At 73.1% G+C, this 25,883-nt stretch carries 26 protein-coding genes; 13 read left to right on the forward strand and 13 right to left on the reverse strand.

What is annotated here, in order from left to right; all coding sequences use genetic code 11:
• Positions 1 to 159 precede the first annotated feature (159 nt).
• Positions 160 to 1,197, forward strand: a complete 1,038-nt coding sequence (locus ACIRSU_RS03970; protein WP_403789392.1) for a LacI family DNA-binding transcriptional regulator — start codon at positions 160 to 162, stop codon at positions 1,195 to 1,197.
• A 101-nt stretch (positions 1,198 to 1,298) separates the two neighbouring features.
• Here the strand turns inward: ACIRSU_RS03970 and ACIRSU_RS03975 are convergent, their stop codons facing one another.
• The 6 genes from ACIRSU_RS03975 to ACIRSU_RS04000 all read right to left on the reverse strand — a co-directional run bounded on the left by ACIRSU_RS03975 (position 1,299) and on the right by ACIRSU_RS04000 (position 8,206).
• On the reverse strand, positions 1,299 to 3,491 hold the full coding sequence (locus tag ACIRSU_RS03975; protein WP_403788918.1) for a serine/threonine-protein kinase: 2,193 nt from the start codon (positions 3,489 to 3,491) through the stop codon (positions 1,299 to 1,301).
• 99 nt (positions 3,492 to 3,590) lie between these two features.
• Entirely contained in the window at positions 3,591 to 4,880 is a 1,290-nt protein-coding gene (locus ACIRSU_RS03980) for a DUF6986 family protein (protein WP_403788920.1), read from the reverse strand.
• A 175-nt stretch (positions 4,881 to 5,055) separates the two neighbouring features.
• Complete coding sequence (locus tag ACIRSU_RS03985) at positions 5,056 to 6,018, reverse strand: electron transfer flavoprotein subunit alpha/FixB family protein (RefSeq protein WP_403788922.1); 963 nt, start codon at positions 6,016 to 6,018, stop codon at positions 5,056 to 5,058.
• Between the two features lie 90 nt (positions 6,019 to 6,108).
• Positions 6,109 to 6,894, reverse strand: coding sequence for an electron transfer flavoprotein subunit beta/FixA family protein (locus ACIRSU_RS03990; protein WP_403788924.1), 786 nt, complete (start codon positions 6,892 to 6,894; stop codon positions 6,109 to 6,111).
• Positions 6,895 to 7,103: 209 nt separating this feature from the next.
• Positions 7,104 to 7,697, reverse strand: a complete 594-nt coding sequence (locus tag ACIRSU_RS03995; RefSeq protein WP_403788926.1) for a flavin reductase family protein — start codon at positions 7,695 to 7,697, stop codon at positions 7,104 to 7,106.
• Between the two features lie 197 nt (positions 7,698 to 7,894).
• Positions 7,895 to 8,206, reverse strand: a complete 312-nt coding sequence (locus ACIRSU_RS04000) for a TlpA family protein disulfide reductase (protein ID WP_403788928.1) — start codon at positions 8,204 to 8,206, stop codon at positions 7,895 to 7,897.
• A gap of 239 nt (positions 8,207 to 8,445) precedes the next feature.
• On the opposite strand from ACIRSU_RS04000, the gene ACIRSU_RS04005 reads away from it, so the two are divergent.
• Entirely contained in the window at positions 8,446 to 9,180 is a 735-nt protein-coding gene (locus ACIRSU_RS04005) for a lysophospholipid acyltransferase family protein (protein ID WP_403788930.1), read from the forward strand.
• Positions 9,181 to 9,183: 3 nt separating this feature from the next.
• On the opposite strand, the gene ACIRSU_RS04010 is transcribed toward ACIRSU_RS04005, so the two are convergent.
• From ACIRSU_RS04010 to ACIRSU_RS04025, 4 genes are all read right to left on the reverse strand, one after another.
• Entirely contained in the window at positions 9,184 to 9,786 is a 603-nt protein-coding gene (locus ACIRSU_RS04010; protein WP_403788932.1) for a transglutaminase family protein, read from the reverse strand.
• A gap of 89 nt (positions 9,787 to 9,875) precedes the next feature.
• Positions 9,876 to 10,955, reverse strand: a complete 1,080-nt coding sequence (locus ACIRSU_RS04015) for a threonine aldolase family protein (protein WP_403789393.1) — start codon at positions 10,953 to 10,955, stop codon at positions 9,876 to 9,878.
• Positions 10,952 to 11,713 (reverse strand): SDR family NAD(P)-dependent oxidoreductase, encoded by a 762-nt coding sequence (locus ACIRSU_RS04020; RefSeq protein ID WP_403788934.1) that lies wholly within the window; start codon positions 11,711 to 11,713, stop codon positions 10,952 to 10,954. Before ACIRSU_RS04020 ends, ACIRSU_RS04015 begins: the two co-directional genes overlap by 4 nt.
• A gap of 32 nt (positions 11,714 to 11,745) precedes the next feature.
• The gene (locus ACIRSU_RS04025; protein WP_403788936.1) at positions 11,746 to 13,146 is read right to left on the reverse strand and encodes a DUF6421 family protein; all 1,401 of its coding nucleotides are present in this window, start codon (positions 13,144 to 13,146) and stop codon (positions 11,746 to 11,748) included.
• A 257-nt stretch (positions 13,147 to 13,403) separates the two neighbouring features.
• Between ACIRSU_RS04025 and ACIRSU_RS04030 the strand changes: the two genes are divergently transcribed.
• Positions 13,404 to 14,087 (forward strand): glycerophosphodiester phosphodiesterase, encoded by a 684-nt coding sequence (locus tag ACIRSU_RS04030; protein WP_403788938.1) that lies wholly within the window; start codon positions 13,404 to 13,406, stop codon positions 14,085 to 14,087.
• Between the two features lie 15 nt (positions 14,088 to 14,102).
• Here the strand turns inward: ACIRSU_RS04030 and ACIRSU_RS04035 are convergent, their stop codons facing one another.
• Positions 14,103 to 14,654 carry a GNAT family N-acetyltransferase gene (locus ACIRSU_RS04035; RefSeq protein ID WP_403788940.1) on the reverse strand — a complete coding sequence of 184 codons (552 nt, stop codon included), beginning with the start codon at positions 14,652 to 14,654 and terminating at the stop codon, positions 14,103 to 14,105.
• A 170-nt stretch (positions 14,655 to 14,824) separates the two neighbouring features.
• Between ACIRSU_RS04035 and ACIRSU_RS04040 the strand changes: the two genes are divergently transcribed.
• The 4 genes from ACIRSU_RS04040 to ACIRSU_RS04055 all read left to right on the forward strand — a co-directional run bounded on the left by ACIRSU_RS04040 (position 14,825) and on the right by ACIRSU_RS04055 (position 18,058).
• Entirely contained in the window at positions 14,825 to 15,427 is a 603-nt protein-coding gene (locus ACIRSU_RS04040) for a DUF5134 domain-containing protein (protein WP_403788942.1), read from the forward strand.
• A gap of 115 nt (positions 15,428 to 15,542) precedes the next feature.
• Entirely contained in the window at positions 15,543 to 16,481 is a 939-nt protein-coding gene (locus ACIRSU_RS04045; RefSeq protein ID WP_403788944.1) for a M56 family metallopeptidase, read from the forward strand.
• Positions 16,482 to 16,537: 56 nt separating this feature from the next.
• Positions 16,538 to 17,236, forward strand: coding sequence for a phosphatase PAP2 family protein (locus tag ACIRSU_RS04050; RefSeq protein ID WP_403788946.1), 699 nt, complete (start codon positions 16,538 to 16,540; stop codon positions 17,234 to 17,236).
• Positions 17,237 to 17,365: 129 nt separating this feature from the next.
• Positions 17,366 to 18,058, forward strand: a complete 693-nt coding sequence (locus ACIRSU_RS04055; RefSeq protein ID WP_403788948.1) for a TetR/AcrR family transcriptional regulator — start codon at positions 17,366 to 17,368, stop codon at positions 18,056 to 18,058.
• Here ACIRSU_RS04055 and ACIRSU_RS04060 read toward each other — a convergent pair.
• Complete coding sequence (locus tag ACIRSU_RS04060) at positions 17,998 to 19,467, reverse strand: LVIVD repeat-containing protein (RefSeq protein ID WP_403789394.1); 1,470 nt, start codon at positions 19,465 to 19,467, stop codon at positions 17,998 to 18,000. The two genes, ACIRSU_RS04055 and ACIRSU_RS04060, sit on opposite strands and share 61 nt — an antisense overlap.
• Before the next feature lie 186 nt (positions 19,468 to 19,653).
• On the opposite strand from ACIRSU_RS04060, the gene ACIRSU_RS04065 reads away from it, so the two are divergent.
• The 4 genes from ACIRSU_RS04065 (at position 19,654) to ACIRSU_RS04080 (ending at position 22,949) form a co-directional block, all read left to right on the forward strand.
• Positions 19,654 to 20,358: a DUF305 domain-containing protein gene (locus ACIRSU_RS04065; RefSeq protein ID WP_403788950.1), complete on the forward strand. Its 705-nt coding sequence runs from the start codon at positions 19,654 to 19,656 to the stop codon at positions 20,356 to 20,358.
• 112 nt (positions 20,359 to 20,470) lie between these two features.
• The gene (locus ACIRSU_RS04070) at positions 20,471 to 21,814 is read left to right on the forward strand and encodes an FAD-dependent oxidoreductase (protein WP_403788952.1); all 1,344 of its coding nucleotides are present in this window, start codon (positions 20,471 to 20,473) and stop codon (positions 21,812 to 21,814) included.
• A 281-nt stretch (positions 21,815 to 22,095) separates the two neighbouring features.
• Complete coding sequence (locus ACIRSU_RS04075; RefSeq protein WP_403788954.1) at positions 22,096 to 22,236, forward strand: heme-binding protein; 141 nt, start codon at positions 22,096 to 22,098, stop codon at positions 22,234 to 22,236.
• Positions 22,237 to 22,349: 113 nt separating this feature from the next.
• A complete protein-coding gene (locus ACIRSU_RS04080; protein ID WP_403788956.1) occupies positions 22,350 to 22,949 on the forward strand; it encodes an ankyrin repeat domain-containing protein in 600 nt (199 codons plus the stop codon).
• On the opposite strand, the gene ACIRSU_RS04085 is transcribed toward ACIRSU_RS04080, so the two are convergent.
• Entirely contained in the window at positions 22,946 to 23,308 is a 363-nt protein-coding gene (locus ACIRSU_RS04085) for an ArsR/SmtB family transcription factor (protein ID WP_403788958.1), read from the reverse strand. The genes ACIRSU_RS04080 and ACIRSU_RS04085 overlap by 4 nt on opposite strands.
• Before the next feature lie 153 nt (positions 23,309 to 23,461).
• Here ACIRSU_RS04085 and ACIRSU_RS04090 point away from each other — a divergent pair, with 153 nt between their 5' ends.
• Both ACIRSU_RS04090 and ACIRSU_RS04095 read left to right on the forward strand, forming a co-directional pair.
• A complete protein-coding gene (locus ACIRSU_RS04090) occupies positions 23,462 to 24,547 on the forward strand; it encodes an NADH:flavin oxidoreductase/NADH oxidase (protein WP_403788960.1) in 1,086 nt (361 codons plus the stop codon).
• Between the two features lie 245 nt (positions 24,548 to 24,792).
• A complete protein-coding gene (locus ACIRSU_RS04095; RefSeq protein WP_403788962.1) occupies positions 24,793 to 25,878 on the forward strand; it encodes a WD40/YVTN/BNR-like repeat-containing protein in 1,086 nt (361 codons plus the stop codon).
• Positions 25,879 to 25,883: the final 5 nt, after the last annotated feature.

Below are 25,883 nucleotides of genomic sequence, written 5' to 3' on the forward strand. Positions count from 1 at the left end.
CGGTCCGGCCCGTCGCGGCACCGTCCGGCACCGTCCGGCACCGGGCCGGCCCCGGTCCGCACGGGTCCAGCAGGCCGCCACCAGTCTGACCGGCCGGTCCGGCAGCACCACGACCGCGCACCGACCCCGCACCGACGCATGACGGAGGAACCGCACACCGTGGCCGACATCGCCCGCCACCCCGAGCACCGTTACGGCAATCGGCCCACGATGAAGGACGTCGCCGCCCGGGCGGGCGTCGGGCTCAAGACCGTCTCCCGGGTCGTCAACGGTGAGTCGGGCGTCACCCCCGACACCGAGCGCCGGGTCCAGGAGGCCATCGAAGCGCTCGGCTTCCGCCGCAACGACAGCGCGCGGGTGCTCCGCAAGGGGCGCACCGCGTCGGTCGGCCTCGTCCTGGAGGACCTGGCCGATCCCTTCTACGGTCCGCTCAGCCGCGCCGTCGAGGAGGTCGCCAGGGCGCACGGCGCGCTGCTCATCAACGGTTCGAGCGCGGAGGACCCGGACCGGGAGCAGGAGCTGGCGCTCGCGCTGTGCGCGCGGCGCGTCGACGGACTGATCGTCATCCCGGCGGGCACCGACCACCGTTACCTGGAGCCGGAGATCCGCGCGGGCGTCGCCACCGTCTTCGTGGACCGCCCGGCGGGCCGCATCGACGCCGACGTCGTCCTGTCCGACAGCTTCGGCGGCGCCCGGGCGGGCGTGGCGCACCTGATCGCCCACGGTCACCGCCGTATCGGCTTCATCGGCGACCGGCCCCGCATCCACACGGCGACCGAGCGGCTGCGCGGCTACCGCGCCGCCATGGAGGAAGCCGGTCTCGACGTGGCCGAGGAGTGGGTCTCCCTCGGTACGACGGACCCGGAGCGCGTGGCGGACGCGGTCGAGGCGCTGCTGTCCGGCCCGGAGCCGGTCACCGCGGTCTTCGCCGGCAACAACCGGGTCACCGTCACCGTCGTACGGGTCCTCGCCGGGCGCGAACGCCCCGTCGCCCTCGTCGGCTTCGACGACATCGAGCTGGCCGACCTCCTGGGCATCACGGTCATCGCGCAGGACGCGGCGGCCCTCGGCCGCACGGCGGCGGAACGCCTGTTCCGGCGCCTCGACGGGGCGGCCGAGGCGCCGCAGACGGTGGTCCTGGAGACGCGGCTGATCGCCCGCGGGTCGGGCGAGATCGCGCCGCCGGCCGAGCGCTGACCTGGCATGCCGGCCCCTGCCCAGGGCTCCTCCTGCTGGGCGCGGAAGCCCGAATCGCCGTGCCCGCGACGGCCGTTCACCTGCTGTGGCGGCACGGGCGGCTAGCAGATGCGCAGCCCCTCGACCGGACCTCCGGCCCCGCCGCCGCTCAGGTGCAGGACGCTGACGTACACGTTCGTGTTGCCGTCGTCGTCATCGGTCCTCGCCCACCAGCGGCTGCTGCGGCCCCCGTACGTCTCCGAGTGGTCCAGGTCCACCTGGCAGTAGAACAGCTGCGGCCCGGGTGCCACGGTGCCCATCTCGCCGCCGTCGTAGCGGGTGCTCGTCGCCGTCGACACCACCTGGCAGGTCGACGAGGACCCGGAGGCGGTGCAGCCGCCGCTCGTCGCGGGCGGCGGGGGCGCGGCGGTGGTCGGGGCGGCGGTCGTGGACTTGGCGCCGGGGGTACGGGCCGTGTCGCCGCCGGTCCGGGTGCTCGGCTCCGTACCGGAGGCGCCGGGGGTGCCGCCCTCGTCGGAGGGTCGCCCCGAAGGTGTGCCGGCCGTGGCCGAACCGGCGTCGCCGGGGCGGCTGCTGTCGGCCGGGCCGGGGGTCCTGGTGGCGGTGGGCCCGGCGGTGCCCGCCGGGTCGTCGAGCACGCGCCCCGGTTCGTCGCTCGCCGTACCGCCGTGCCGCTGCCCGCCGTCGGCCACCTGGTCGCCGGCCGTCCGGTCCATCAGCCCGTACGTGACGCCTCCACCGACCAGCACCACTCCGGCCGCCACGGCCGCCGCGACGAGGCCGCGCCGCCTGGGGCGCGCGGCGCTCCGTGCGGCCGCGCGCCCGGCAGGCCTGCCCGGCGCCGCCCCACGCCCCCCGTCGGCGCCCACGGGCGCCAGGCCGGAGGCGTCGCCGGGCTGAACCTCCGCCGCCGGGGCGGCTACCGCCTGCGGTCCCGCGGCGCCGGAGGCCATGAGAGGCGCTGGCTGCCCAGTCCGGTACGGCCCCCCGTACGAGCCGGGCGAGGCGCCCGACGCCCCCGGTGCACCGGAAGGCGCACCGGCCCCCGCGGGCGCTGCCGCCGCCCCGTACTCCCCGCCGTACGCGGACGCCGCCAGGCCACCCGGGCTCGCCGTGTCACGCCCCGGCCCGAACGGCCCGGGGCTGCCCGGAAGACCGCCGCCGGCTGCCGAGGGTGCCGCGGCCCCGTACTCCCCGCCATAGCCACCCATCGCCGGACCACCCGGATCCCCCGGGCCGCCCGGGCCCGCCGCGCCCCCGGAACCGGACGCGTACGGACCAGCCCCACCTGGCGTACCGAACTCCACGGCCGACGCCCCCACCGGCGGCCCGAAGCCCGCGCCCGGCGCACCCCCCGGGCCGCCGGCCTCCGTCGGCGACGCCCCCGGCCCGTACGGCGCCCCGCCGTCCGGCACACCCACCGGCGGCCCGAAGGCCCCGCCCGGCGCACTGCCCGGCGCCGCCTCCGTCACCGCGGCCACCAGCCTGGCCGCCTCCGCCGCGTCCGGCCGGGCCGTCGGGTCCTTGTCGAGGAGGCGGGCGAGGACCGGGGCCAGTACACCCGCGCGGGTCGCGGGGGGCAGCGGGTCCGTGACGATGGCCGCGAGGGTCGACCAGGTGGAGGTGCGGCGGAAGGGGGTGGTGCCCTCGACGGCGGCGTAGAGGGTGGCGCCGAGGGCCCAGACGTCGGCGGCGGGGGCCGGTGGGGCGCCCTGGGCGCGTTCCGGGGAGAGGAAGTCGAGGGAGCCGATGATGTCGCCGCTCGCGGTGAGGCGGGCGGAGGCGCCGTCGGCGGGGTCCTCGAGCGCGGCGATGCCGAAGTCGGTGAGGACGACGCGGCCCGAGCGTTCGAGGAGGATGTTGCCGGGCTTGACGTCCCGGTGCGTCACGCCGGCCGCGTGGGCGGCGGCGAGGGCTTCGAGGACGCGGGCGCCGATGCGGGCGGCCTCGGCCGGGGCGAGCGGGCCGCGGTCGGCGAGGATGTCGTCCAGCGAGCGCCCGTCGACAAGTTCCATGACGATGACCGGCCGGCCCTCGTGTTCGGTGACGTCGTGGACGGCGACGACCCCGGGGTGGCGGACCCGGGCTGCGGCGCGGGCCTCGCGCTGCATGCGCAGGCGCATGGCGGCGAGTTCGGCGGCCGCCGTGTCCGTGTAGGTGCGGAGTTCCTTGACGGCCACCTCGCGGCCGAGGACCTCGTCGACGGCCTGCCAGACGACTCCCATGCCGCCGCGGCCGAGCTGACGCACCACTCTGTAGCGGCCCGCGAGCCGCCCGTTCTCCCCCGAAGACACCGCTGCCCCGTTCCCTGTCGAGCTCGACGATCTTGTGAACTCGTCCAGGGTACGGGGCAGTTGGCGGAAAATTGACCGTCTGGGTCCGGCCGGGCGGTCCTAGCGCTCGGTCGCCGTCAGGTCGCCGCGGCGCGGGGCGGCGAAGCGGTCGAGGTCGGTGCGGGTGAGGCCGGTCAGGGCGTCTACCTCGGCCGTGTCCAGGGCGCCGCAGTCGATGCCGCGCAGCAGGTAGGAGGAGAGGGCCTTGGCGGTGGCGGGCTCGTCCATGACGTCGCCGCCGGCGTGGTTGGCGTACGCGGAGAGGCGCTTGGCGGCGGCCTCGAAGCCCTCGCGGTAGAAGGCGAAGACGGCGGCGTAGCGGGTGGGGATGTGGCCCGGGTGCATGTCCCAGCCCTGGTAGTAGGCGCGGCCGAGGGCGCGGCGGGTGAGGCCGTAGTGGAGCTTCCACGCCTCGTGGACGTGGGCGGTGGGGCCGACCGGCAGGACGTTGGTGGAGCCGTCGGAGACGCGGACGCCGGTGCCGGCGGCCGCGACCTGCATGATCGCCTTGGCGTGGTCGGCGGCCGGGTGGTCGCTGGCCTGGTAGGCGGCGGAGACGCCGAGACAGGCGCTGTAGTCGAACGTGCCGTAGTGCAGGCCGGTGGCGCGGCCCTCGGCGGCGTCGATCATGCGGGCGACGGTGGCGGTGCCGTCGGAGGCGAGGATGGCCTGGCTGGTCTCGATCTGGATCTCGAAGCCGAGCCGGCCGGCGTCGAGGCCGTGCGCCTTCTCGAAGGCTTCGAGGAGCCGGACGAAGGCGGTGACCTGCTCGGGGTAGGTGACCTTGGGGAGGGTGAGGACAAGGCCCTCGGGCAGGCCGCCGTGCTCCATGAGGCCGGTGAGGAAGACGTCGGTGGTGCGGATGCCGCGGTCGCGTACGGCGGCCTCCATGCACTTCATGCGGATGCCCATGTACGGGGCGGCGGAGAGGTCCGCGTACGCCTCGCTGATGATGCGGGCGGCGCGGGCCGCGTCGTGGTCCTCGTCCGTACCGGCGTAGCCGTCCTCGAAGTCGACGCGGAGGTCCTCGATGGGCTCGCGCTCCAGCTTGGCGCGGACGCGGCCGTAGACGTCCTCGGCGAGGTCGTCGGCGAGGCCGAGGACGCGGGCGAAGGTGCCGGCGTCGGGGGCGTGCTCGTCGAGGGCGGCGAGGGCCTGGTCGCCCCAGGAGCGGATGGTTCCGGCGTCGAAGGCGTTGCCGGGGACGTAGACCGTGTGGACGGGCTGGCGGGTGCCGGGGTCTCCCGGGTAGCGACGGTCCAGCTCGGCGTCCACGGTGGCGAGGGAGGCGCTGATGCCCTCGCTGACCGCGCCCGCGAGGCTCGTCGACACCTTCTCCTGCTGACCCATCCCACATCCTCCTGTTTTCCGCTGCACGGAATCAACAATCCGTATAGCGAAGTTAATCGTCGGTCCGGATCCGCGTCAATGGGTGTCCGGTGGGTGTCGGACCGGGGTCGGAAACGGCCGGGGGCCGCGCGGTGAAGATCACCACGCGGCCCCCGGACCGGAACGGAACAGCAGATCAGCCCTTGCGAGCCTGGATCTCCTGGGTCAGCTGCGGCACGACGTCGAAGAGGTCGCCCACCACGCCGTAGTCGACGAGGTCGAAGATCGGCGCCTCGGCGTCCTTGTTGATCGCGACGATGGTCTTCGAGGTCTGCATACCCGCGCGGTGCTGGATCGCACCGGAGATGCCGGAGGCGATGTACAGCTGCGGCGAGACCGACTTGCCGGTCTGGCCGACCTGGTTGGAGTGCGGGTACCAGCCGGCGTCGACGGCGGCGCGGGAGGCGCCGACGGCGGCACCGAGCGAGTCGGCGAGCGCCTCGATGACGCCGAAGTTCTCGGCACCGTTGACGCCACGGCCGCCGGAGACCACGATCGCGGCCTCGGTCAGCTCCGGGCGGCCGGTCGACTCGCGCGGGGTGCGGGCGGTGATCTTCGTGCCGTGCGCCTTCTCCGAGAAGGAGACGGCGAGGGTCTCGACCGCGCCGGCGGCCGGGGCGGCCTCGACGGGGGCCGAGTTCGGCTTGACCGTGATGACCGGAGTGCCCTTGGAGACACGGGACTTGGTGGTGAACGAGGCGGCGAACGCGGACTGCGTCGCGACCGGGCCCTCGGCACCGGCCTCCAGGTCCACGGCGTCGGTGATGATGCCGGAGCCGATGCGGACGGCGAGGCGGGCGGCGATCTCCTTGCCCTCGGCGGAGGACGGGACGAGCACGGCGGCCGGCGAGACGGCCTCGTACGCGGCCTGGAGGGCCTCGACCTTCGGGACGACGAGGTAGTCGGCGAACTCGGCGGCCTCGGCCGTCAGGACGCGCGTGGCACCGTGCTCGGCGAGCACGGCGGCGGTGTCGGCGGCGCCGTTGCCGAGCGCGACGGCGACCGGCTCGCCGAGGCGGCGGGCCAGGGTCAGCAGCTCCAGGGTGGGCTTGCGGACGGCTCCGTCGACGTGGTCGACGTAGACGAGAATCTCAGCCATGGGACTTCAAACTCCTGCGAACGAAGAGGGGGAGGGGTCTGGTGGGCTCGCGCGAGCCCTGGAGGAACTCCGGGCTCGCGAGACGGCCTCTTAGATGAACTTCTGCTCCGCGAGGAAGGCAGCGAGCTGCTTGCCGCCCTCGCCCTCGTCCGTCACGATCGTGCCCTTGGTGCGCGCCGGACGCTCGTTCGCCTCGTCGACCGCGGTCCAGGCACCCTCCAGGCCGACCTCCTCGGCCTCGATGTCGAGGTCGGAGAGGTCCAGGGACTCCACCGGCTTCTTCTTGGCGGCCATGATGCCCTTGAAGGACGGGTAGCGGGCCTCGCCCGACTGGTCCGTCACGGAGACGACGGCCGGGAGGGACGCCTCCAGCTGCTCGGAGGCGGTGTCGCCGTCACGGCGGCCGCGCACGACGCCGCCCTCGACCTTGACCTCGGAGAGCAGGGTGACCTGCGGGACGCCCAGGCGCTCGGCCAGGATCGCCGGGAGGACACCCATGGTGCCGTCGGTGGAGGCCATACCGGCGATGACCAGGTCGTAGCCGGTCTTCTCGATGGCCTTGGCGAGCACCAGCGAGGTGCCCATGACGTCGGTGCCGTGCAGGTCGTCGTCCTCGACGTGGACGGCCTTGTCGGCGCCCATGGACAGCGCCTTGCGCAGCGCGTCCTTGGCGTCCTCCGGGCCGACCGTCAGCACGGTGACCTCGGCCTCGTCCGCCTCCTCGGCGATCTGCAGGGCCTGCTCGACCGCGTACTCGTCGAGCTCCGAAAGGAGGCCGTCGACGTCCTCGCGGTCGACCGTCAGGTCGTCGGCGAACTTCCGGTCGCCAGTGGCGTCCGGCACGTACTTCACACAGACAACGATCCTCAAGCTCACGCCGGCTCTCCTACTGCATCGTCATAACTGGGCTGCGTTGCTGCTCGCAGCATAGGCGCCTGAAGGGCGGGTTTCCGGTCGGGGCCCGGCCTTGCGGCCGGTGCCCCGAGCGAAATATTACTCGCCAGTACACCCAGTTCGTTACGACTGAGCAAGCGCTCAGCCATGTGACCTTGCCAACGCCGCCGAGCGGGCCCGTGCGGGAACTCTCAGTCGCGCAGCGCGTTGAAGCGCCCCTGGTGGTACAGGAGCGGACGGCCCGCGCCGTCCGGGTCGCCGGCGACGGCCTGCGCGATGACGATCCGGTGGTCCCCGGCCGGGACGCGGGCGACCACGCGGCACACCAGCCAGGCGAGCACGCCGTCGAGGACGGGGACGCCCTCGGGGCCGTGGCTCCACCGGGTGGGCGCGGCGAAGCGGTCGGCGCCGCTGCGGGCGAAGGTGGCGGCGAGCTCCTGCTGGTGCTCGCCGAGGATGTGCACGCCGATGTGCTCGGCCTCGGCCACCACCGGCCAGCTGGACGAGCCGGTGCCCACGCCGAAGGAGATCAGCGGCGGTTCGGCGGCGACGGAGTTGAGGGAGGTCGCGGTGAAGCCGACCGGCCGGTCCCCGTGCGCGGTGATCACGGCGACGCCGGCGGCGTGCTGCCGGAAGACGGAGCGCAGCAGATCGGGCGAGCCGGTGCGGGGGGCGCCGATGGTGGGCACGGCCGGAGCGGCCGGAGCACCGGGTATCGGGGTACCGGGTACGGAGGTGAGGTCGGACACCGTCGGGAGCGTGCGGAGCTCGGGCGAGACCGTCATGGAGTTGTCCTTCTGCGGGAGCGGCGGGAGAGGGGTCGCGGGTTCGTCAGACACCCGGACAGCGCGCGCTCGCGGTGCGGCCGAGGTCCACATGGGCCCGGCCGTAGAGAAGGAGTTCTGGAGCCATTACGCCAGACTGGCGATCGTTGACGTGTGCAGTCAAGTGCGTATGGGCGTGTGGGAGAAGTGTCACGGCGTCAGACGGCCCGGCCCAGGGCGGCGATGACGTCGGCCTTCCTGGGCTGTCCGGCGGCCCGGCGGACGATCCGGCCCGCCCGGTCGAGGACGAGCACGGTGGGCGTGCGGACGATGCCGAGCGCGCGGACGAGATCGAGGCGCTCCTCGGCGTCGATCTCGACGTGGCCGACGCCGTCGACCAGGGCCGCCACGTCGGCGAGGGTCCGGCGGGTGGCCCGGCAGGGCTGGCAGAAGGCGGTGGAGAACTGGACCAGGGTGGCCCGCTCCCCCAGCTCGGCGCCCAGCTCCGCCGCGCCCAGGACCTCCGTCATCGCGCCCGCCCCTTCTCGTCCGTCCACACGAGGTGCAGCGTCCCACGGGGGCGTTCGATTCCCGCACGCCGATGCGACCGCCGGCCACCGGGAGTGACGAGAATCTCCCCGTAGGAGGGCGTCTGGACTGGTCACGAGCCCCCACATGCGGCACGATCTGCCCAAAGCCGAAAACCTACGGCCGCGTAACTTCGCCGGGAGAACCCTCCCAAGGCACAGACGAAAGGGTTCCCTCCCAGATGGCAGAACTCGTCTATCGGCCGGTCATCGGCGCCGCTCTCACCATGTTCAAGGCGCTGGACCTGAAGATCGACACCCAGGGTTCGGAGCACATCCCGCGCCAGGGCGGCGCGGTCCTGGTGAGCAACCACATCAGCTACCTGGACTTCATCTTCACCGGTCTGGCCGCACTTCCGCAGAAGCGTCTGGTGCGCTTCATGGCGAAGGAGTCGGTGTTCCGGCACAAGGTGTCGGGTCCGCTGATGCGCGCGATGAAGCACATCCCGGTCGACCGCGCCCAGGGCGAGGACGCCTACCAGCACGCGCTCAGCGCGCTGCGCTCGGGCGAGATCGTCGGGGTCTTCCCGGAGGCCACGATCTCGCAGTCGTTCACGCTGAAGAGCTTCAAGTCGGGTGCGGCGCGGCTCGCGCAGGAGGCGGGCGTTCCGCTCATCCCGATGGCGCTGTGGGGCACCCAGCGGATCTGGACCAAGGGCAGGCCGCGCAACTTCCGGCGCAGCCACATCCCGGTCACGATCCGGGTCGGCGAGCCGATGGAGGCGCCGGCCGACCAGTACGCGGGGGCGATCACCCGGCGGCTTCGCGGGCGCGTCCAGGAGCTCCTGGAGGCGGCGCAGCGGGCATACCCGGTGCGGCCCAGGGACGCCGACGACACCTGGTGGGTGCCGGCGCACCTCGGGGGCACGGCGCCCACGCCGGAGGAGCTCAAGGCCGCCGAGAAGGGCGAGAAGTAGGCGTCACAGTTCCGTGGGGAGCGTCCGCCAGAGGTACGGCCGGTCCGGGGCGGCTCGCAGTGTCGCGAGGACGACCGGATGGGGTTCGGCGTAGAGCTCCGGGTAGTCCACCTCACCGAACTCCGGGCGCGCGACCCAGGCCAGCCGCTCCTCCTCCAGGGAGAACCGGGCGTCCACGCCCGGCGGCACGTTCCCGCGCGGATCCTGCCGGGCCCACCGCTCCTCGCCCGGCAGTCTCACCGCGACGAGCCCGTGGATGGCCGGGTTCGAGCCGTCCTCGTCCGCGAGCCGCTGGTAGCAGAGGGCGGCCGGGATGCCGCGGGCCCTGAGGAGCGCCGTGTACGCGATGGCCTTGGCGTAGCAGATGCCGGTGCCCTGCTCCAGCACGTCCGAGGCGCGCCAGGTGACGCGGAGGTCGCCGGAGTCCTGCGAGTGCGGGATGGTGTCGCGGACGAATTCGAAGGCAGCCTTGACGTATGAGTATGCGTCGGCGTTGTCGGCGGCCAGCCGGTCGGCGACGGCCCGTACCGTCGGATGGTCATGGTCGACCGCCTCACTTGTGGACAAGTAGGCGGAGATGTCAGGGTTTTGCTGGATCAGCTCCATGATCGGGAGCATAGGAATGCGACCGGACGGAAGTCAATGACTTTCCATCCGGTCGCATAATCATGCAGATGCTCGGAGTGCCGAGACGGCTAGCGCGCCATCTCTTCCTTCAGCGCCTGGAGGAAGGCGTCGACGTCTTCCTCCGTGGTGTCGTAGGAGCACATCCAGCGCACGTCGCCGGCCTTCTCGTCCCAGAAGTAGAAGCGGAAACGCTCCTGCAGCCGGCGGCTGACCTCGTGCGGAAGCCGCGCGAAGACCGCGTTCGCCTGCACCGGGTAGAGGATCTCCACCCCGTCCACGCCCCGCACGCCGGCCGCCAGGCGCTGGGCCATCGCGTTGGCGTGACTGGCGTTGCGCAGCCACAGGTCCTTGGCGAGCAGCGCCTCCAGCTGGACCGACACGAAGCGCATCTTGGAGGCGAGCTGCATGGACAGCTTGCGCAGGTGCTTCATGTGGCTGACCGCGTCCGGGTTGAGGACGATCACGGCCTCGCCGAACATCATGCCGTTCTTGGTGCCGCCGTACGAGATGACGTCGACGCCGACCGCGTTGGTGAACGCCCGCATCGGCACGTTCAGGGACGCGGCCGCGTTGGCTATCCGGGCGCCGTCGAGGTGCACCTTCATGCCCTTGGAGTGGGCGTGCTCCACGATGGCCCGGATCTCCTCGACCGTGTAGACGGTGCCGAGCTCGGTGTTCTGGGTGATCGAGACGACCTGGGGCATCGCCCGGTGCTCGTCCTCCCACCCCCACGCCTGCCGGTCGATCAGCTCGGGGGTGAGCTTGCCGTCCGGGGTGGGCACCGTGAGCAGCTTGAGGCCGCCCATCCGCTCCGGGGCGCCGCCCTCGTCCACGTTGATGTGGGCGGTCTCGGCGCAGATCACCGCGCCCCACCGGTCGGTGAGCGCCTGCAGCGCGGTCACGTTCGCCCCGGTCCCGTTGAAGACCGGGAAGGCCTCGGCCGTGGGGCCGAAGTGGCTGTGCATGATCCGCTGCAGGTGGTCGGTGTACTGGTCCTCGCCGTAGGCGACCTGGTGGCCGCCGTTGGCGAGGGCTATGGCCGCGAGGACCTCGGGGTGGACGCCGGCGTAGTTGTCGCTGGCGAAGCCCCGGACCGACGGGTCGTGGTGACGACGGGCGTCGGTCCTGGGGCCCAGGGCCGAGGTCACGGCTTGGGGGTCAGCCACAGGCGCTGTCCATTCACTTCCTGTGCGGGCTCGTCCCAGAGTCCGGCGATGGCGTCGGCCAGGTCCTTGACGTCGGTGAAGCCCGCGAACTTCGCATTCGGGCGCTCGGCGCGCATGGCGTCGTGCACCAGTGCCTTGATCACCAGGATGGCAGCCGCTGCCTGCGGGCCGTCGTCGCCCCCCAGCTTGCGGAAGGAGTCCGCCATGGCGAGGGTCCACGCCTCGGCCGCCGCCTTGCCCGCGTTGTACGCGGCGTTGTTGGCCTGCGGCTTGTGCGCGCCGACCTGGCTGACCAGGGCGTAGCGGCCACGGCCGCCGCTGCGCAGCAGGCCGTCGTGGAAGGCGAGCGAGGTGTGCTGGACCGTGCGGATCAGCAGCTTCTCCAGGAAGTCCCAGTCCTTGAGGTCGGTCTCGGCGAAGGACTGGCTGCCGCGCCAGCCGCCGACCAGGTGGACCAGGCCGTCGATCCGGCCGAACTCCTTCTCGGTCTTCGACGCCCACTCCCGGGTGGCGTCGAGGTCGAGGAGGTCGACGGTGTCGCCGATGACCCGGGCGCCGCCGTGCGCGTAGCGGGCGGCGTCGACCGCCTCCGCGAGACGCGCCGGGTCGGCGTCGGACGCGACGACGGTGGCGCCCGCCTCGGCGAGACGCAGGAGGGTGGCACGGCCCGCGGGGCCGGCCGCGCCCGCGACCGCGATGACGGCGCCGTCCAGCGGGCCGCCGTTTCCGTTGGCGTTCATGGGCGTCTCCTCCGTGTGCTGCGCAGCCTCGGTCACGCGGCGGCCCGCTCGGGCATGTCGGCGGCGGTGATGCCCTTGGTGTCGGCGATCACGCCCTTCATCTTCTTGGAGAGGGCCTCAAAGAACATGCTGAGCGGAAACTCGTCCGGAAGCACGTCGTCGACGAGCTTGCGCGGCGGGAGCGAGGTGTCGAGGGCGTCGGGGCCCTTCGCCCACTTCGAGCCCGGGTGCGGGGCGAGGTAGGTGGAGACGAACTCGTACGCCTTGAACCAGTGCACGAGCTTGGGACGGTCGATGCCGTCGCGGTAGAGGGTCTCGATCTCGGAGCAGAGGCGGTTGGTGACCTCGGGGGCGCGCTCCCAGTCGATGGTGAGGACGTTGTCCGTCCAGCGCACCACGTCGTTCTTGTGGAGGTACGCGAAGAGGAGCTGGCCGCCCAGACCGTCGTAGTTGCGGTTCCGGTCGCCGGTGAGCGGGAAGCGGAACATGCGGTCGAAGAGGACCGCGTACTGCACGTCACGGCCGTGCTCGTTGCCCTCGGACTCCAGCTTCACGGCCTCCTTGAAGGCGGTGAGGTCGCAGCGGAGCTCCTCGAGGCCGTACATCCAGAAGGGCTGGCGCTGCTTGATCATGAAGGGGTCGAAGGGCAGGTCACCGCGGCTGTGGGCACGGTCGTGGACCAGGTCCCAGAGCACGAACGCCTGCTCGCAGCGCTTCTGGTCATTGAGCATGGCGGCGATGTCCGCCGGCAGCTTCAGGCCGAGGGTGTCGACGGCGGCCTCGGTGACCTTGCGGAAGCGGGCGGCCTCGCGGTCGCAGAAGATGCCGCCCCAGGTGAAGCGCTCGGGGACCTCGCGGACGGCGACGGTCTCCGGGAAGAGGACGGCCGAGTTGGTGTCGTACCCGGCGGTGAAGTCCTCGAAGGTGATGCCGCAGAAGCCCGGGTTGTCGTAGCGGGTGGCCTCCAGCTCGGAGAGCCACTCGGGCCAGACCATGCGCAGTACGACGGCCTCGAAGTTGCGGTCCGGGTTGCCGTTCTGCGTGTACATCGGGAAGAGCACGAGGTGCTGCAGCCCGTCGGCGCGGCTCGCGGCCGGGTGGAACTCCATGAGGGAGTCCAGGAAGTCCGGGACCTCGAAGCCGCCCTCGGCCCACTTGCGCAGGTCGGCGACGAGCGCGCGGTGGTACGCGGCGTCGTGCGGAACCAGCGGGGAGAGCTGCTCGACCGCGGCGACGAGGCGCCCGACGGCCTGCTCGGCCTGCGCGCGGGTCGGCGCGCCGTCGGCCGCGAAGTCGATGGAGCCGTCCGTGCTCTGCCAGGGGCGGAGCTCCTCCACGGCATTCTTGAGCTCGGGCCAGGCAGGGTGGTCGATCACCGGAGCGTCGGCGGATATCCCCCCACCGGTCACGTCCTGCACAAGAATTTCCGTCATGCCTCTTCCTCCACAGGAGAACCTTGCGTCAACACAGCGTATGCATGGCGGGATCTCGCCCACAAGTAGGGGAGGGAAAAATTCTTCTGTGGACCCCTGCCGAGACCGACAAATTTCCTGTGCGGCGGGGTTTGAAGCCCAGAAATCCGGGGTTCCGCGCGGCGCCTTCCTGTGCCGCGCCCAGTCGTTAGGCTGCGCCCGAGCCGTGACCGGCCCCTGCGGCGCCGGGAGCGGACGACGACGGAAGCGAGAAGATCTTGAGTTTCCTCACCATCGGTCACCGCGGAGTCATGGGCGTCGCGCCCGAGAACACCCTGCGCTCCTTCGTCCTCGCCGAGCAGGCGGGCATGGACGTCATCGAACTCGACCTCCACCTCAGCAAGGACGGCGCCCTCGTCGTCATGCACGACGCCGACGTGGACCGCACCACCGACGGCAGCGGGCCCGTCGCCACGAAGACGCTCGCCGAGCTGCGCGAGCTGGACGCCGGGGAAGGGGAGCGGGTGCCCGTCTTCGAGGAGGTCCTGGCCGCGGTCGGCGCACCGCTCCAGGCCGAGATCAAGGACGTCGGCGCGGCCCGGGCGCTCGCCGCGGTGCTGAACGAGCGGGAGCTGACCGGGCGGGTGGAGGTGCTGTCCTTCCACGACGAGGCCCTGGCGGAGATCCGCGAACTGGTGCCGGGGGCGCGCACCGCGCTCGTCGCCGGCCGGCGGCAGGACGAGGTGGTGGCGCGCGCACTCGCCGTGGGTGCCACGGCGCTGGTCCTCAACATCCGCCACATCACCCGGGACACCGTCGAGCGGGCGCACGCGGCGGGGCTGCGGGTGGTCGGCTGGGTGGTGAACACCCAGGACGACCTGCGCCTGGCGCGCGCCCTCGGGCTCGACGGGGCGACCACGGACCGGCCGGAGATCCGGCGCACGGGCCGCTTCACGGCCTGAGCCGTCACGAGCGGCTCAGACGAGGTCCTTGACCAGGAGCTCGAACTGCAGGTCGTCGCGCTGTGGCACGCCGAAGCGCTCGTCGCCGTACGGGAAGGGGCTCATCCGGCCCGTACGGCGGTAGCCGCGGCGCTCGTACCAGGCGATCAGCTCCTCGCGCACCGAGATCACCGTCATGTGCATCTCGCGCACGTCCCACAGCTCGCGGACCCGGCGCTCGGCCTCGGCGATGATCTGCCGGCCCAGACCGGCGCCCTGGAGCTCGGGGCGGACCGCGAACATGCCGAAGTAGGCGGCCTCGCCGCGGTGCTCCAGCTGACAGCAGGCCACCAGCGCGCCGTCCCGCTCGACGACCAGGAGCCGGCTGCCCGGGGTGGTGATGACCTCGGTGACGCCCTGCGGGTCGGTGCGCTGGCCCTGGAGGATGTCCGCCTCGGTGGTCCAGCCGGCCCGGCTGGAGTCGCCCCGGTAGGCCGACTCGACGAGCGGGACGAGCGCCGGGACGTCGTCGAGGACGGCCTCGCGGTAGATGAGCGTGCCGGTGAGCCGGTGGGCGGCGGTGTCCATGCGGTACGGGTCTCCCCTCGGGCGCGGGCGATCGGCGGACGCGATCCTCCCCGAGCCTAACGCGCGCCCCGCACTCCCCCTCGTACACCTGTGCGCGCCCGTGCGCCCGCGTGGGTCCCGCGCGGGCGGGCATGCATCCGGTGAGGACCGCGAGGAGGGGGGTGTGCGGCGTGCACGGACCGGCGCTGCCGGGCTGGCTGCTGGTGGCGCTGTGCGGCGCGAGCGGGGCGTACTGCCTGTTGCGGATGCGGACGGTCGGCTCCGTCGAGGAGCGCAGGGCGGCCGGGGCCGAGGCCGTGATGGGTTTCGGGATGGCGCTGATGGCGCTGCCCGCGGCCGTGCTGACCCCGCCGGAGTGGGGCTGGGTTGCGTACGCGGTGGTGTTCGGCTGCGCGGCGCTGCTCGGCCTGCGCACGGCGGTGCTGCGCCGGGGGCACCATCTGCACCATCTGGTGGGCTCGTTGGCGATGGTCTACATGGCGGTGGCGATGGCCGCCGGGCCCGGCGGGCCGGGCGGGCACGGGGAGCACGGTGCGGGTCACGGCGGCGCGGTCGTCGCGACCGGTGGCATACCCGTGCTGACGGGGGTGCTGCTCGCGTACTTCGGTGTGTACGTGCTGCGTTCTGGCGCGCGCCTGGTTCCGGTGACGGGAGCGGCGGGCGCGGGGGGAGCGGCGGGCGTGGCGCGCGGGACCGGCGCGAGGGCCGAGTTGACGCTGGTGTGCCGGCTGTCGATGGGGCTCGCGATGCTCGCGATGCTGCTCGCCCTCTGAGCGGACCGGCGGCCGGGCGCGCCGGCCGCGGGAGCCGCGCGGCCAAACCGTGGCGTGCGTCACTTGATCCGCAAGCCCGTATCTCCGCGTGGTACCCCGCTCATAGGGTGGCGCCATGTTGGTCTCCCTCGCGCTGCTCACGCTCGGCGTCCTGACCGCCGCCGTCGCCCCGCGGCTCCTGTCGCGGGCCGACTGGGTGGAGCGGGAACCGGTGGTGGCGCTGTGGGTGTGGCAGTGCGTCGTGGCCGCGGTGCTGCTGAGCTTCGCGCTGGCGATGACCTTCAGCGCGGCCGCTGCCTGGCAGGCGGTGCGCGGCCAGGTCTTCGGGCCCGCGCCGAGCGCCGTGATCGAGGCGTACGAGCTGGGCACCAACCGGCCGTGGTCGGCGGTGCTCGCCGTGGTGCTGGCCGCCGGCGGGGTGTGGACCGGGGCGATGCTGGGTCGGGAGATCGGCCGGGCGCGGGCCCGCCGCAGGCGCCGGCGCGGCGAACTGCTGGTGCGGGCTCCGCTGTTGCCCGGCGAGGAGCCGTCCGGCAGCGCGCGTCTGGTGGTCCTGGAGGGTGAGCGCGCGGACGCCTGGTGGCTGCCCGGCGGGGCGCCGCGCCTGGTCATCACGACGGCCGCGCTGCGCCGGCTCAAGGGCCGTCAGCTCGACGCGGTGCTCGCGCACGAGCAGGGGCACGCCCGGGCGCGGCACGACTGGCTGCTGCACTGTTCGGCGGCGCTCGCCGAGGGCTTCCCGGGGGTGCCGGTCTTCGCCGCCTTCCGCGGCGAAATGCACCGTCTGGTGGAGCTGGCGGCGGACGACGTGGCCTCGCGCCGCTTCGGCCGGCTGACGGTCGCCCTCGCGCTCGTGGAACTCAACGAGGACCGCGGCGTCTTCGGCCCGGGCCCGGCACCGGACGCCGATCTTCCGCAGCGCGTCAACCGGCTGCTGACGGCGACGCCCCGGCTCACCGCCGCCCGCCGCCTCCGGCTCACCGCGGCGGCGGCCCTGGTGCCGGTGGTCCCGGTGCTCCTCGCCTTCGTGCCGGCCCTCCGGGCACTCGGCTAGCCGGCCCCGGGCATGCCGGTCGCCGGCGCGCGGGTGGCGTCGGGCAGGATCAGCGCATGCGCATCTCCGCCGCCGTGTCGGGCGCCCTGGCCGTGCTGTTGCTCGTCCTCGTCGCCGTGGGCTGGTCACCGCTGCTCTCGGTGGACCGGGAGGTGGCCGAGGCTCTGCACCACCACGCCGTGGCGCATCCCGGGTTCACCCACCTCAACCGGATCCTGACCGACTGGGTCTGGGCCCCGTGGACGATGCGCGCGCTGGCCGCGGTGGCGGTGGGGGTGCTGTGGTGGCGGCGGGAGCGGCGGCTCGCGCTGTGGGTGGCGGGGACGGTCCTGGTGGCCTGGGGCCTTCAGCAGGGTCTGAAGTCCGCCGTCGGGCGGCCGCGGCCGAGCTGGCCCGATCCGGTGGACTCGGCGCGCTTCGCGGCCTTCCCGTCCGGGCACGCCATGACGGCGGTGGTCGTCTGCGGGCTGCTGCTCTGGGTGCTCGCGCTGCACTGGCGCGAGACGTGGTGGGGCTGGGGCACGCTCACGGGCGTCGCCCTGGTGTCGGTCGTCGGCGTGGGCTGGACCCGGGTCTATCTGGGCGTGCACTGGCCGTCGGACGTGGTGGCCGGCTGGCTGTTCGGCTGGGTCTGCGTGGCCGTGGCGATCATCACGTACCGGCACGGGGAGCGGCGTACGGCCCCGGGTCCTCGCCCCCGTCCCGGCCCGCCGGGCAGAACGGACACCGGAGGCAGAATGGGAGAAACGACATGAAGCCGCCTGTCCTGGACGATCCCCCGCGTCGCCCAGAACAGACGGCAGGCCCCGTCTTCGGCCACAAGGGCACGACGACAGGACGCGCTGAGTATATTGGCTGCAAGCCAGTCAACGCAGGAGTCCAGCATGTCCCCGCGTAGCGCATCGGTCAACGAAGAACTTCGCCGGCGCTCCCGCGAGCGGATCCTGCAGGCCACGGTGGAGCTGGTGGCCGAGCGCGGATACGAGGCGACGACCCTCGGCGACATCGCGGCGCGCGCCGGATCGGCGCGCGGACTGATCTCGTACTACTTCCCCGGCAAGCGCCAGCTGCTGCAGTCCGCGGTGCACCGGCTGATGCACCGCACGCTGGAGGAGGCACTGGAGCGCGAGCCGCGCACCGAGGACGGCCGGGAGCGCCTCGCGCGGGCGATCGACGCGATCCTCGGGCTCGCCGTGGAGCAGCCGGTGCTCATGCGGACGCACATGGCGGGCATCCTCCAGGCCGAGGGCTTCGTGCAGTGCCCCGAGCAGCAGCGGCTCGCCGCGCTCCTGCGCGACACCGTCGAGCGCTACGGCGCGGCGGACGTGGACGCCGAGTACCCGCTGCTGCGGGCGCTGCTGATGGGCGCGGTGTTCGCGGTGCTGCTGCCCGGCGCGCCGATGCCGATGGCCCGGCTGCGGGCGGAGCTGTTCCAGCGGTACGGGCTCGACTGGGAGCGCGGCAGGCCGCCGGGCGGTGGTCCGCCCGACGGCCTGCCGTTGATCCCCGAGCCGGCTCAGTCCTCGGAGTCGCCGGAGTCGTCCGGGCCGCCGGAGCGGTCGAAGTCCTTGAAGTAGTCCGGCTGCGTCTGGACGTTGAGCTCGTCCATCCGGACCCGGGCCGCCTTGTCCGTCCGCTTGTCGCTGAGCTTCAGGACGTCGAAGCCCTTGGCGATGTCGTTCGAGTAGATGTAGCCGTTGTAGTAGTAGGCGGACCAGGAGCCGCCGGTGGCGAGGTGGTCCGCGGAGAGCGGGCCGCGCTCGAAGTACGCGATCTCGTGCGGCTTGCGGGAGTCGGTGAAGTCCCAGACGGAGACGCCGCCCTGGTACCACGCCTGGACCATGAGGTCCTTGCCCTTGACCGGGATCAGCGCGCCGTTGTGGGCGACGCAGTTCTCGGTGTCGGCCTGGTGGCGCGCGATCTTGAAGTAGCTGCGGAAGACGAGCCGGCGCCCGTCACCCTTGCCGACGATGTCGTAGATGCCGTCCGCGCCGCGGTTCGGGCCGACGGTCGTGTTGCAGGTGGCCGCGCCGCCGCCGCCGAGCTCGTCGGTGAAGACGACCTTGTCGGCCTTCTGGTTGAAGGTCGCGGAGTGCCAGAACGAGAAGTTGACGTTGTCCTCGATCTGGTCGATGACCCGCGGGTGCTCCGGGTCCTTGATGTCGAAGAGGATGCCGTCGCCCATGCAGGCGCCGGCCGCGAGGTCCTTGCTCGGCAGCACGGTGATGTCGTGGCAGCCGGTGGTCTTGGAGACGCCCGGGTTGGTGGGCGCGCCGGGGTTGCCGCCGCCGTCCGGGCCGTCGCCCGGGAAGAGGACGGGGAAGTTCACGACCCGGGCCTGCTCGGGCGCGTCGCGCGGGACCTTGATCACGGAGATGCCGTCGTGCGGGGGCTGGCAGTCCGGGAAGGCCGCGTTGGGCGAGTACGAGGAGACGTAGACGTACACGTCCTTGCGCTTGGGCACGAGGGTGTGGGTGTGCGAGCCGCAGTTGGTCTCGACGGAGGCGACGTACTTCGGGTTGGCGATGTCGCTGATGTCGAAGATCTTCATGCCCTCCCAGGACTCCTTGACCGAGGCGGGCTGGGGCACGCTGGCGCAGGAGTTGTCGCTGCGGGAGGAGTCGGTGGAGAGGAAGAGCAGGTTGCCGGAGACGGAGACGTCGTTCTGGGAGCCGGGACACAGCACCTGGGCGACCGTCCGGGGGGACTTCGGGTCGCTGATGTCGAAGATCCGGAAGCCGTCGTAGTTGCCGGCGAAGGCGTACTTGCCCTGGAAGGCCAGGTCGGAGTTGGTCCCCTTGAGGGCGTCCTTGGGGATGTTGACGAGGTGTTCGATATTGGCGCTGTGGACGATCTCGTCCACGCCGGGTATCTCGCCGCTCGCGATGGCGGCACGGGCCCCGGCGGCCTGCTCGGAGGTGACGGACTGCTGGGCGGGGCTGTCGCCCGGGTCGGGGGTGGCGGCCGCGGGTCCGGCGACGAGCATGCTGACCAGCAGGCCGGCCGCGGCGGTTGCCACGCCGAGGCGTCTGATCCGCGCGCGCGGGGTACTCGTGGTACGCAACGAAGGTCACTCCGTCCTCTGTGAGATCCGTTCATGTCTGAACGCTCGGTGGACCACGGCAGTATCTTCCTTGGCGTGCACATCTCAACAGATGGCAACAGAGAAGTAATGAACTTTCCTCGAAACACCGCCCTGTTGTCCGTGGAGGTCGCGTTGTTGAACCGCCGCCGTGTCCGTGGATCCCTCGCCGTGACGCTCTCCGTCGTCGCCGTACTCGCCCTCGGCGCCTGCGAGTCGGGCGGCGTGTCGCCGAACTCGGCATCGACGCCCGCTGGTTCGGGCGGCCCCGCGGTGATCGCGCCGGGCAAGCCCGGCGAGCCCGCCAAGCGCGTGTCGCCGGAGGAGGCGGCCCGGCTGATGCCCGACGAGCGGCCCAACAGCGCCGACTTCCGTTACGTGCAGATGATGATCGAGCACCACCGGCAGGCGCTCACGATGACCGCGCTCGTACCGCAGCGGGCCGGGTCGCCCAAGGCGAAGAAGATCGCCGAGCGGATCGCGGCCGCGCAGGGGCCGGAGATCGGCGCGATGGAGGGCTGGCTGAAGAGCAACGGCGGCCCGCGCCCGCAGTCCGGGCACGACCACCACACCATGCCCGGCATGGCGACCGACGCCCAGCTCGCCGAGCTGCGCGCGGCCAGGGGCAAGGCCTTCGACACGCTCTTCCTGAAGCTGATGACCACCCACCACGAGGGCGCGGTGACGATGGCGGCGGAGGTGCTGAGCCAGGGCAACAACGTGCTCGTGGAGGAGATGGCGAACGACGTGATCGCGCAGCAGACGGCGGAGATCAACCGGATGCGCTCGCTGTAGCCGCCCCGCCCCCGGGGAGCGGCGGCTCGGGGACGCCCACTCCCCCGGCGGGCCTCCCGGTGCCATGCTGGAGGTCACCGGGAGGCCCTCCCCCACCGGAAGGGGCGCGTCCGTGTTGCGAGTCGCCGTCGTCGGCGCCGGACCCAGCGGCGTCTACACCGCCCAGGCACTGGTCGGGCAGAGCGCCGTGCCCGGCATCCGGGTCGACGTCCTGGACCGGCTGCCCTGCCCGTACGGTCTGGTGCGGTACGGGGTCGCGCCCGACCACGAGAAGATCAAGTCGCTGCAGGGCAACCTCCGTACGGTCCTGGAGGACGAGCGGATCGCGTTCCTCGGCGACGTCGAGGTCGGGGCGCGCGGCCTCACCCCGGCCCGGCTCCTGGAGCTGTACCACGCGGTTGTCTACTGCGTCGGCGCCGCCCGCGACCGGCGGCTCGGGGTGCCGGGCGAGGACCTCGACGGCAGCTTCTCGGCCACCGGGTTCGTCTCCTGGTACAGCGCCCACCCGGACGCCGTGCACCAGCGCTTCGGCCTCGACCGGCCGGGCGCCGTGGTGATCGGGGCGGGGAACGTGGCCGTGGACGTCACCCGGCTGCTGCTCCGGCGGGCCGAGGAGCTGCGCCCGACGGACATCCCGCAGGGCGCGCTCACGGCGCTCGCCGCGAGCGGGGTGCGCGAGGTGCACATGGTGGCGCGCCGCGGGCCCGCGCAGGCCCGGTTCACCACCAAGGAGCTGCGCGAACTCGGCACCCTCCCCGACACCCGCGTCCTCGTCGACCCGGCCGAGCTCGCCCTCGACCCGGCCTGCGCCGACCCCTCCGGCCTGCCGGCCGTGAACCGGCGCAACCTGGACGTGGTACGGGGTTGGGCCGCGGACCCGGGCGGCGGCGCGGGCACGCGCTCGGTGCGGCTGCGGTTCTTCCTGCGGCCGGTGGAGATCCTCGGCGCGGCCGGCCGCGTCACGGCGGTGCGCTTCGAACGCACGGAGCCGGACGGGACGGGCGGGATACGGGGCACGGGGCGGTACGAGGAGATCCCCGCCGGACTCGTGCTGCGCGCGGTCGGCTACCAGGGCGTCCCGCTCCCCGGGCTGCCGTTCGACCCGGTGCGGGGCACGGTCCCGCACGTGGCCGGCCGGGTGCTGCGGGACGGGGCGCCGTCGCCGGGCGAGTACGTGGCGGGCTGGATCAAACGCGGCCCGACCGGCGTGATCGGGACCAACCGCCCGTGCGCCAAGGAGACGGCCGCCTCGCTGCTCGCCGACGCCGACTTCCTCGCCCGCCGGCCGGTCGTGCCCGACCCGGTCGAAGCCCTGCGCAAGCTCGGCCACGAGCCGGTCGAGTGGCACGGCTGGCTGGCCATCGAGCGCGCCGAGGCGGCGCTCGGCGGCACGCTCGGCCGGGGCCCGGTGAAGATCCCGGACTGGTCGGGGCTGCGGGGGGCGGCGCGGCGGTAGGGGCTTGCCGGGATCCGGGAGCTTGGATCCGGGATCCGGGAGCTTGGATCCGGGAGCTTGGATCCGGGAGCTTGGATCCGATATCCAGCGGTTGTAGCCGGGATCCAGGCGATTGGATCCCGGATACCGGAGCCCGGATACCGGATCCAGGGCCCAGGATCCCGGATACCGCCCCGGCGGGCCCGGGGTCATCCGATCGGATGACCCCCGGGTCCGCCGGGCGGGGCCGGAAGCGCAGCCGCCGGGGCGAGCGGGCAGGGACGGGGGCGGCACCAGGATGGATGACGGACACCCTCTTCCTCGCCGGCGGCGCCCCGGTCGCCGCCAAGGGTGCCCCGATCGCCGGCATCGGCGTGGCCGGTGCGCCCTCCGGCGACCTCGCCGAGAAGTTCGCCCAGGCCGGCGTCGCCGCCCTGAACTGACGCCCGTCCCCCGACCCCGGCGGCGTCCGGACCCCCGCCGGACGCCGCCGGCCCGTGCGCCTGCCCGTCCCCCTCCGCCTGCCCGTCTCCGTACCCCGTACCGAGGAGCCCCCATGAACGCCTCCGCCGACCAGCGCCTTCTCGCTGCCGCCCGCCGGGGCGACGTCGAGGCGGTGCGTGCCGCGCTCGACGACGGCGCCCGGGTCGAAGCCCGAGACGACGAGCTGCGCTCGCCGCTGTTGCTGGCCGCGCTCGGCGACCATGTGGCGGTGGCGCGGCTGCTGGTCGCGGCGGGCGCGGACGTGAACGCGCAGGACGCGCGGCACGACAGCCCGTGGCTGGTGACCGGGGTGACCGGGAGCGTGGCGATGATGCGGGTGCTGCTCACGGCGGAGCCGGGACCGGACCTGGGGCTGCGGAACCGGTTCGGCGGGATCAGCGTGATCCCGGCCGCCGAGCGCGGGCACGTGGCCTATGTGCGGGCCGTGCTCCAGGAGACGGACATCGACGTCGACCACGTCAACGACCTGGGCTGGACCGCCCTGTTGGAGGCGGTGATTCTCGGCGACGGCGGGCCCGCGCACCAGAAGGTGGTGGCGCTGCTGCTCGCGGCCGGTGCGGACCGCGAGCTGGCGGACGCCCATGGCACGACGGCCCTGGAGCACGCCGAGCGGCGCGGCTTCGCGGAGATCGCGGCGCTGTTGCGCGGCTAGGCGCCCGGGGTTTCGGCCTGGCGGCCGGCCTGGGACTCGGCGGCCGCGAGGACCGTGTCGAGGAGGCCGGGGAAGAGCGCGTCGAGGTCGTCGCGGCGGAGCATGTTGAGCTTGGCGGTGCCGCGGTAGAGCTGCCGGACGACGCCGCTCTCGCGGAGCACGCGGAAGTGGTGCGTGCTGGTCGACTTGGTGACCGGGAGCTGGAAGTACGAGCAGGCGAACGCGTCCGCCGTGCCGCGCGCCATGTCCCGCACGATCCGCAGCCGTACCGGGTCGGAGAGGGCGTGCAGCACGGCCTCGATCCGGATCTCCTCGCGTGCGGGGTGCTCAAGGACCCGGGGGTTGGTCGCGGTCGTCACGGCGGCGGCTCCACGGATCTCGGGGACGGGTACTGGGGCTCTCGGGAAGGGACTTCGACCATTGTACGAGAATCCTCGTAGTTTGACAGGCACCGTACTACGACGAGTATCGTACGAAGGCATCCGCAGCCGGCACGTCCCACGGAGTCCGCCATGAGCGCCGCCCTCTTCGAGCCCTACACCCTCCGGTCCGTCACCGCACCGAACCGCGTCTGGATGGCCCCGATGTGCCAGTACTCGGCGGAGCCGACGGGCCCGAACGCGGGCGCCGCGGGCGACTGGCACTTCGCGCACTACGCGGCCCGCGCCACCGGTGGCGCCGGACTCATCCTGCTGGAGGCCACGGCCGTCTCCCCCGAGGGCCGGATCAGCCCTTACGACCTCGGCATCTGGGACGACGCCCAGATCGAGGGGCTGCGCCGGATCACCGACTTCCTCACCGCGCACGGCACCGTTCCCGGCGTCCAGATCGGACACGCCGGTCGCAAGGCGGCGACCCACCGCCCCTGGGAGGGCAGCGGTCCGGTCGACCCCGACGGCGGCCTGGCCTGGCAGCCGGTCGGCCCGAGCCCCGTCGCGTTCGACGACCGGCACGTCGTCCCGGCCGAGCTCTCTGTCGAGCAGATCCACGAGATCACCGCGCAGTTCGCGGCCGCCGCGCGCCGCGCCCTCGCCGCCGGCTTCAAGGTCGTGGAGGTGCACGGCGCCCACGGCTATCTGATCGGCCAGTTCCTCTCCCCGTTCAGCAACCGCCGCACCGACGCCTACGGCGGCTCCTTCGAGAACCGCACCCGCCTCGCCCTGGAGGTCGTCGACGCCGTGCGCGCCGAATGGCCCGAGGAGCTGCCGCTCTTCTTCCGCATCTCGGCCACCGACTGGCTGGAGGAGCAGGGCTGGACGGCCGACGAGACCGTGCGGCTGGCCGCGCTCCTGCACGAGCACGGCGTCGACCTGCTCGACGTCTCCACCGGCGGCAACGGCGGCCCGGCCCGGATCCCGGTCGCCCCCGGCTACCAGGTGCCGTTCGCCGCCCGGGTGCGGGCCGAGGCCGGCCTCGCCGTCGCGGCCGTCGGCCTGATCACGGAGAGCGAGCAGGCCGAGAAGATCCTCGCGAACGGCGAGGCGGACGCCGTGCTGCTCGGCCGCGAGCTGCTGCGCGACCCGTCCTGGCCGCGTCGCGCGGCGCGCGAGCTGGGCGCGGACGTCGCCGCCCCGCAGCAGTACGCCCGGGCCTACTGAGCCCCGTGGCCGGCTCGCCCCGCGTGCCCCGTGCCCGGCCGAGCCGCGTGCCCCGTGCCCGGGCTCGGGCCCCATGGCCGGCTCGCCCCGCGTGCCCCGTGCCCGGCCGAGCCGCGTGCCCCGTGCCCGGCCCGAGCCGGGCAACACGCCCCTGACCTGGGCGCGAGCGGCCTCCGGGGGCCGTTGTCAGTGGTGCGGTGCAGACTGGCCCGTATCCGCGACAACGGCGTCCTGGAGGTGTCGGCATGACCGACGTGCTACTGACCGTAGGGACCCGCAAGGGTCTGTTCATCGGCCGCGGGCGAGACGGCCGATGGGAGTTCGACGAACCGCACTTCAACGCGCAGGCGATCTACTCGATCGGCATCGACACCCGCCGCGCGACACCCAGAATCCTGGTCGGCGGGGACAGTTCCCACTGGGGCCCCTCCGTCTTCCACTCCGACGACCTCGGTGCGAGCTGGACCGAGCCGGCCACACCCGCAGTCAAGTTCCCGCAGGACACCGGAGCTTCGCTGGAGCGGGTCTGGCAGCTGCACCCGGCGCCCGCGCACTCCCCGGACGTCGTGTACGCGGGGACGGAGCCGGCCGCGCTGTTCAGATCCTCCGACGGAGGCGAGTCCTTCTCGCTCGTGCGCCCCCTCTGGGAGCACCCCACCCGCGACAAGTGGGTGCCGGGCGGCGGCGGGGAGGCGGTGCACACGGTGGTGACCGACGCGCGTGACGCGAGCGCGGTGACGGTGGCGGTGTCGACGGCGGGCGTCTTCCGCTCGCGGGACGGCGGGGCGAGCTGGGCGCCGTCCAACGACGGGGTGTCGGCCGTGTTCCTGCCGGACCCGAACCCGGAGTTCGGCCAGTGCGTGCACAAGATCGCGCAGGACGCGGGTGACCTGGACCGGCTGTACCTGCAGAACCACTGGGGCGTGTTCCGCAGCGACGACGGCGGCGGCCGGTGGACCGACATCGGCGCCGGACTGCCCTCCGACTTCGGCTTCGCCGTCGCCGCCCATCCACACCGGCCGGACACCGCCTATGTCTTCCCCATCACCGCCGACTCCGACCGCGTCCCGGCCGGCCGGCGCTGTCGCGTCTACCGGACGACGGACGCCGGGGCCAGCTGGGAGCCGCTCACCAAGGGCCTGCCCGAGGGCGACCACTACGGCACGGTGCTGCGCGACGCCCTGTGCACGGACGACGGGGACCCGGCGGGCGTGTACTTCGGCAACCGGAACGGCGAGGTGTACGGGAGCGCCGACGACGGCGACAGCTGGCAGCTGCTCGCCGAGCACCTGCCGGACGTGCTGTGCGTACGGGCGGCGGTGATCGGATGAGCAGC

The sequence above is a fragment of the Streptomyces sp. NPDC101160 genome, assembly GCF_044768205.1.
In the GTDB taxonomy this organism is placed as follows: Bacteria; Actinomycetota; Actinomycetes; order Streptomycetales; family Streptomycetaceae; genus Streptomyces.

What these genes read in the sequence shown, in the direction of transcription:
- ACIRSU_RS03980 (WP_403788920.1), bottom strand. Translation starts at nt 4,880, where the DNA reads ATGGGTCAGCAGGAGAAGGTGTCGACGAGCCTCGCGGGCGCGGTCAGC.
- ACIRSU_RS03985 (WP_403788922.1), bottom strand. Translation starts at nt 6,018, where the DNA reads ATGGCTGAGATTCTCGTCTACGTCGACCACGTCGACGGAGCCGTCCGC.
- ACIRSU_RS03995 (WP_403788926.1), bottom strand. Translation starts at nt 7,697, where the DNA reads ATGACGGTCTCGCCCGAGCTCCGCACGCTCCCGACGGTGTCCGACCTC.
- ACIRSU_RS04000 (WP_403788928.1), bottom strand. Translation starts at nt 8,206, where the DNA reads ATGACGGAGGTCCTGGGCGCGGCGGAGCTGGGCGCCGAGCTGGGGGAG.
- ACIRSU_RS04005 (WP_403788930.1), top strand. Translation starts at nt 8,446, where the DNA reads ATGGCAGAACTCGTCTATCGGCCGGTCATCGGCGCCGCTCTCACCATG.
- ACIRSU_RS04010 (WP_403788932.1), bottom strand. Translation starts at nt 9,786, where the DNA reads ATGGAGCTGATCCAGCAAAACCCTGACATCTCCGCCTACTTGTCCACA.
- ACIRSU_RS04020 (WP_403788934.1), bottom strand. Translation starts at nt 11,713, where the DNA reads ATGAACGCCAACGGAAACGGCGGCCCGCTGGACGGCGCCGTCATCGCG.
- ACIRSU_RS04025 (WP_403788936.1), bottom strand. Translation starts at nt 13,146, where the DNA reads ATGACGGAAATTCTTGTGCAGGACGTGACCGGTGGGGGGATATCCGCC.
- ACIRSU_RS04035 (WP_403788940.1), bottom strand. Translation starts at nt 14,654, where the DNA reads ATGGACACCGCCGCCCACCGGCTCACCGGCACGCTCATCTACCGCGAG.
- ACIRSU_RS04045 (WP_403788944.1), top strand. Translation starts at nt 15,543, where the DNA reads ATGTTGGTCTCCCTCGCGCTGCTCACGCTCGGCGTCCTGACCGCCGCC.
- ACIRSU_RS04050 (WP_403788946.1), top strand. Translation starts at nt 16,538, where the DNA reads ATGCGCATCTCCGCCGCCGTGTCGGGCGCCCTGGCCGTGCTGTTGCTC.
- ACIRSU_RS04055 (WP_403788948.1), top strand. Translation starts at nt 17,366, where the DNA reads ATGTCCCCGCGTAGCGCATCGGTCAACGAAGAACTTCGCCGGCGCTCC.
- ACIRSU_RS04060 (WP_403789394.1), bottom strand. Translation starts at nt 19,467, where the DNA reads ATGCTCGTCGCCGGACCCGCGGCCGCCACCCCCGACCCGGGCGACAGC.
- ACIRSU_RS04065 (WP_403788950.1), top strand. Translation starts at nt 19,654, where the DNA reads ATGAACTTTCCTCGAAACACCGCCCTGTTGTCCGTGGAGGTCGCGTTG.
- ACIRSU_RS04075 (WP_403788954.1), top strand. Translation starts at nt 22,096, where the DNA reads ATGACGGACACCCTCTTCCTCGCCGGCGGCGCCCCGGTCGCCGCCAAG.
- ACIRSU_RS04080 (WP_403788956.1), top strand. Translation starts at nt 22,350, where the DNA reads ATGAACGCCTCCGCCGACCAGCGCCTTCTCGCTGCCGCCCGCCGGGGC.
- ACIRSU_RS04090 (WP_403788960.1), top strand. Translation starts at nt 23,462, where the DNA reads ATGAGCGCCGCCCTCTTCGAGCCCTACACCCTCCGGTCCGTCACCGCA.
- ACIRSU_RS04095 (WP_403788962.1), top strand. Translation starts at nt 24,793, where the DNA reads ATGACCGACGTGCTACTGACCGTAGGGACCCGCAAGGGTCTGTTCATC.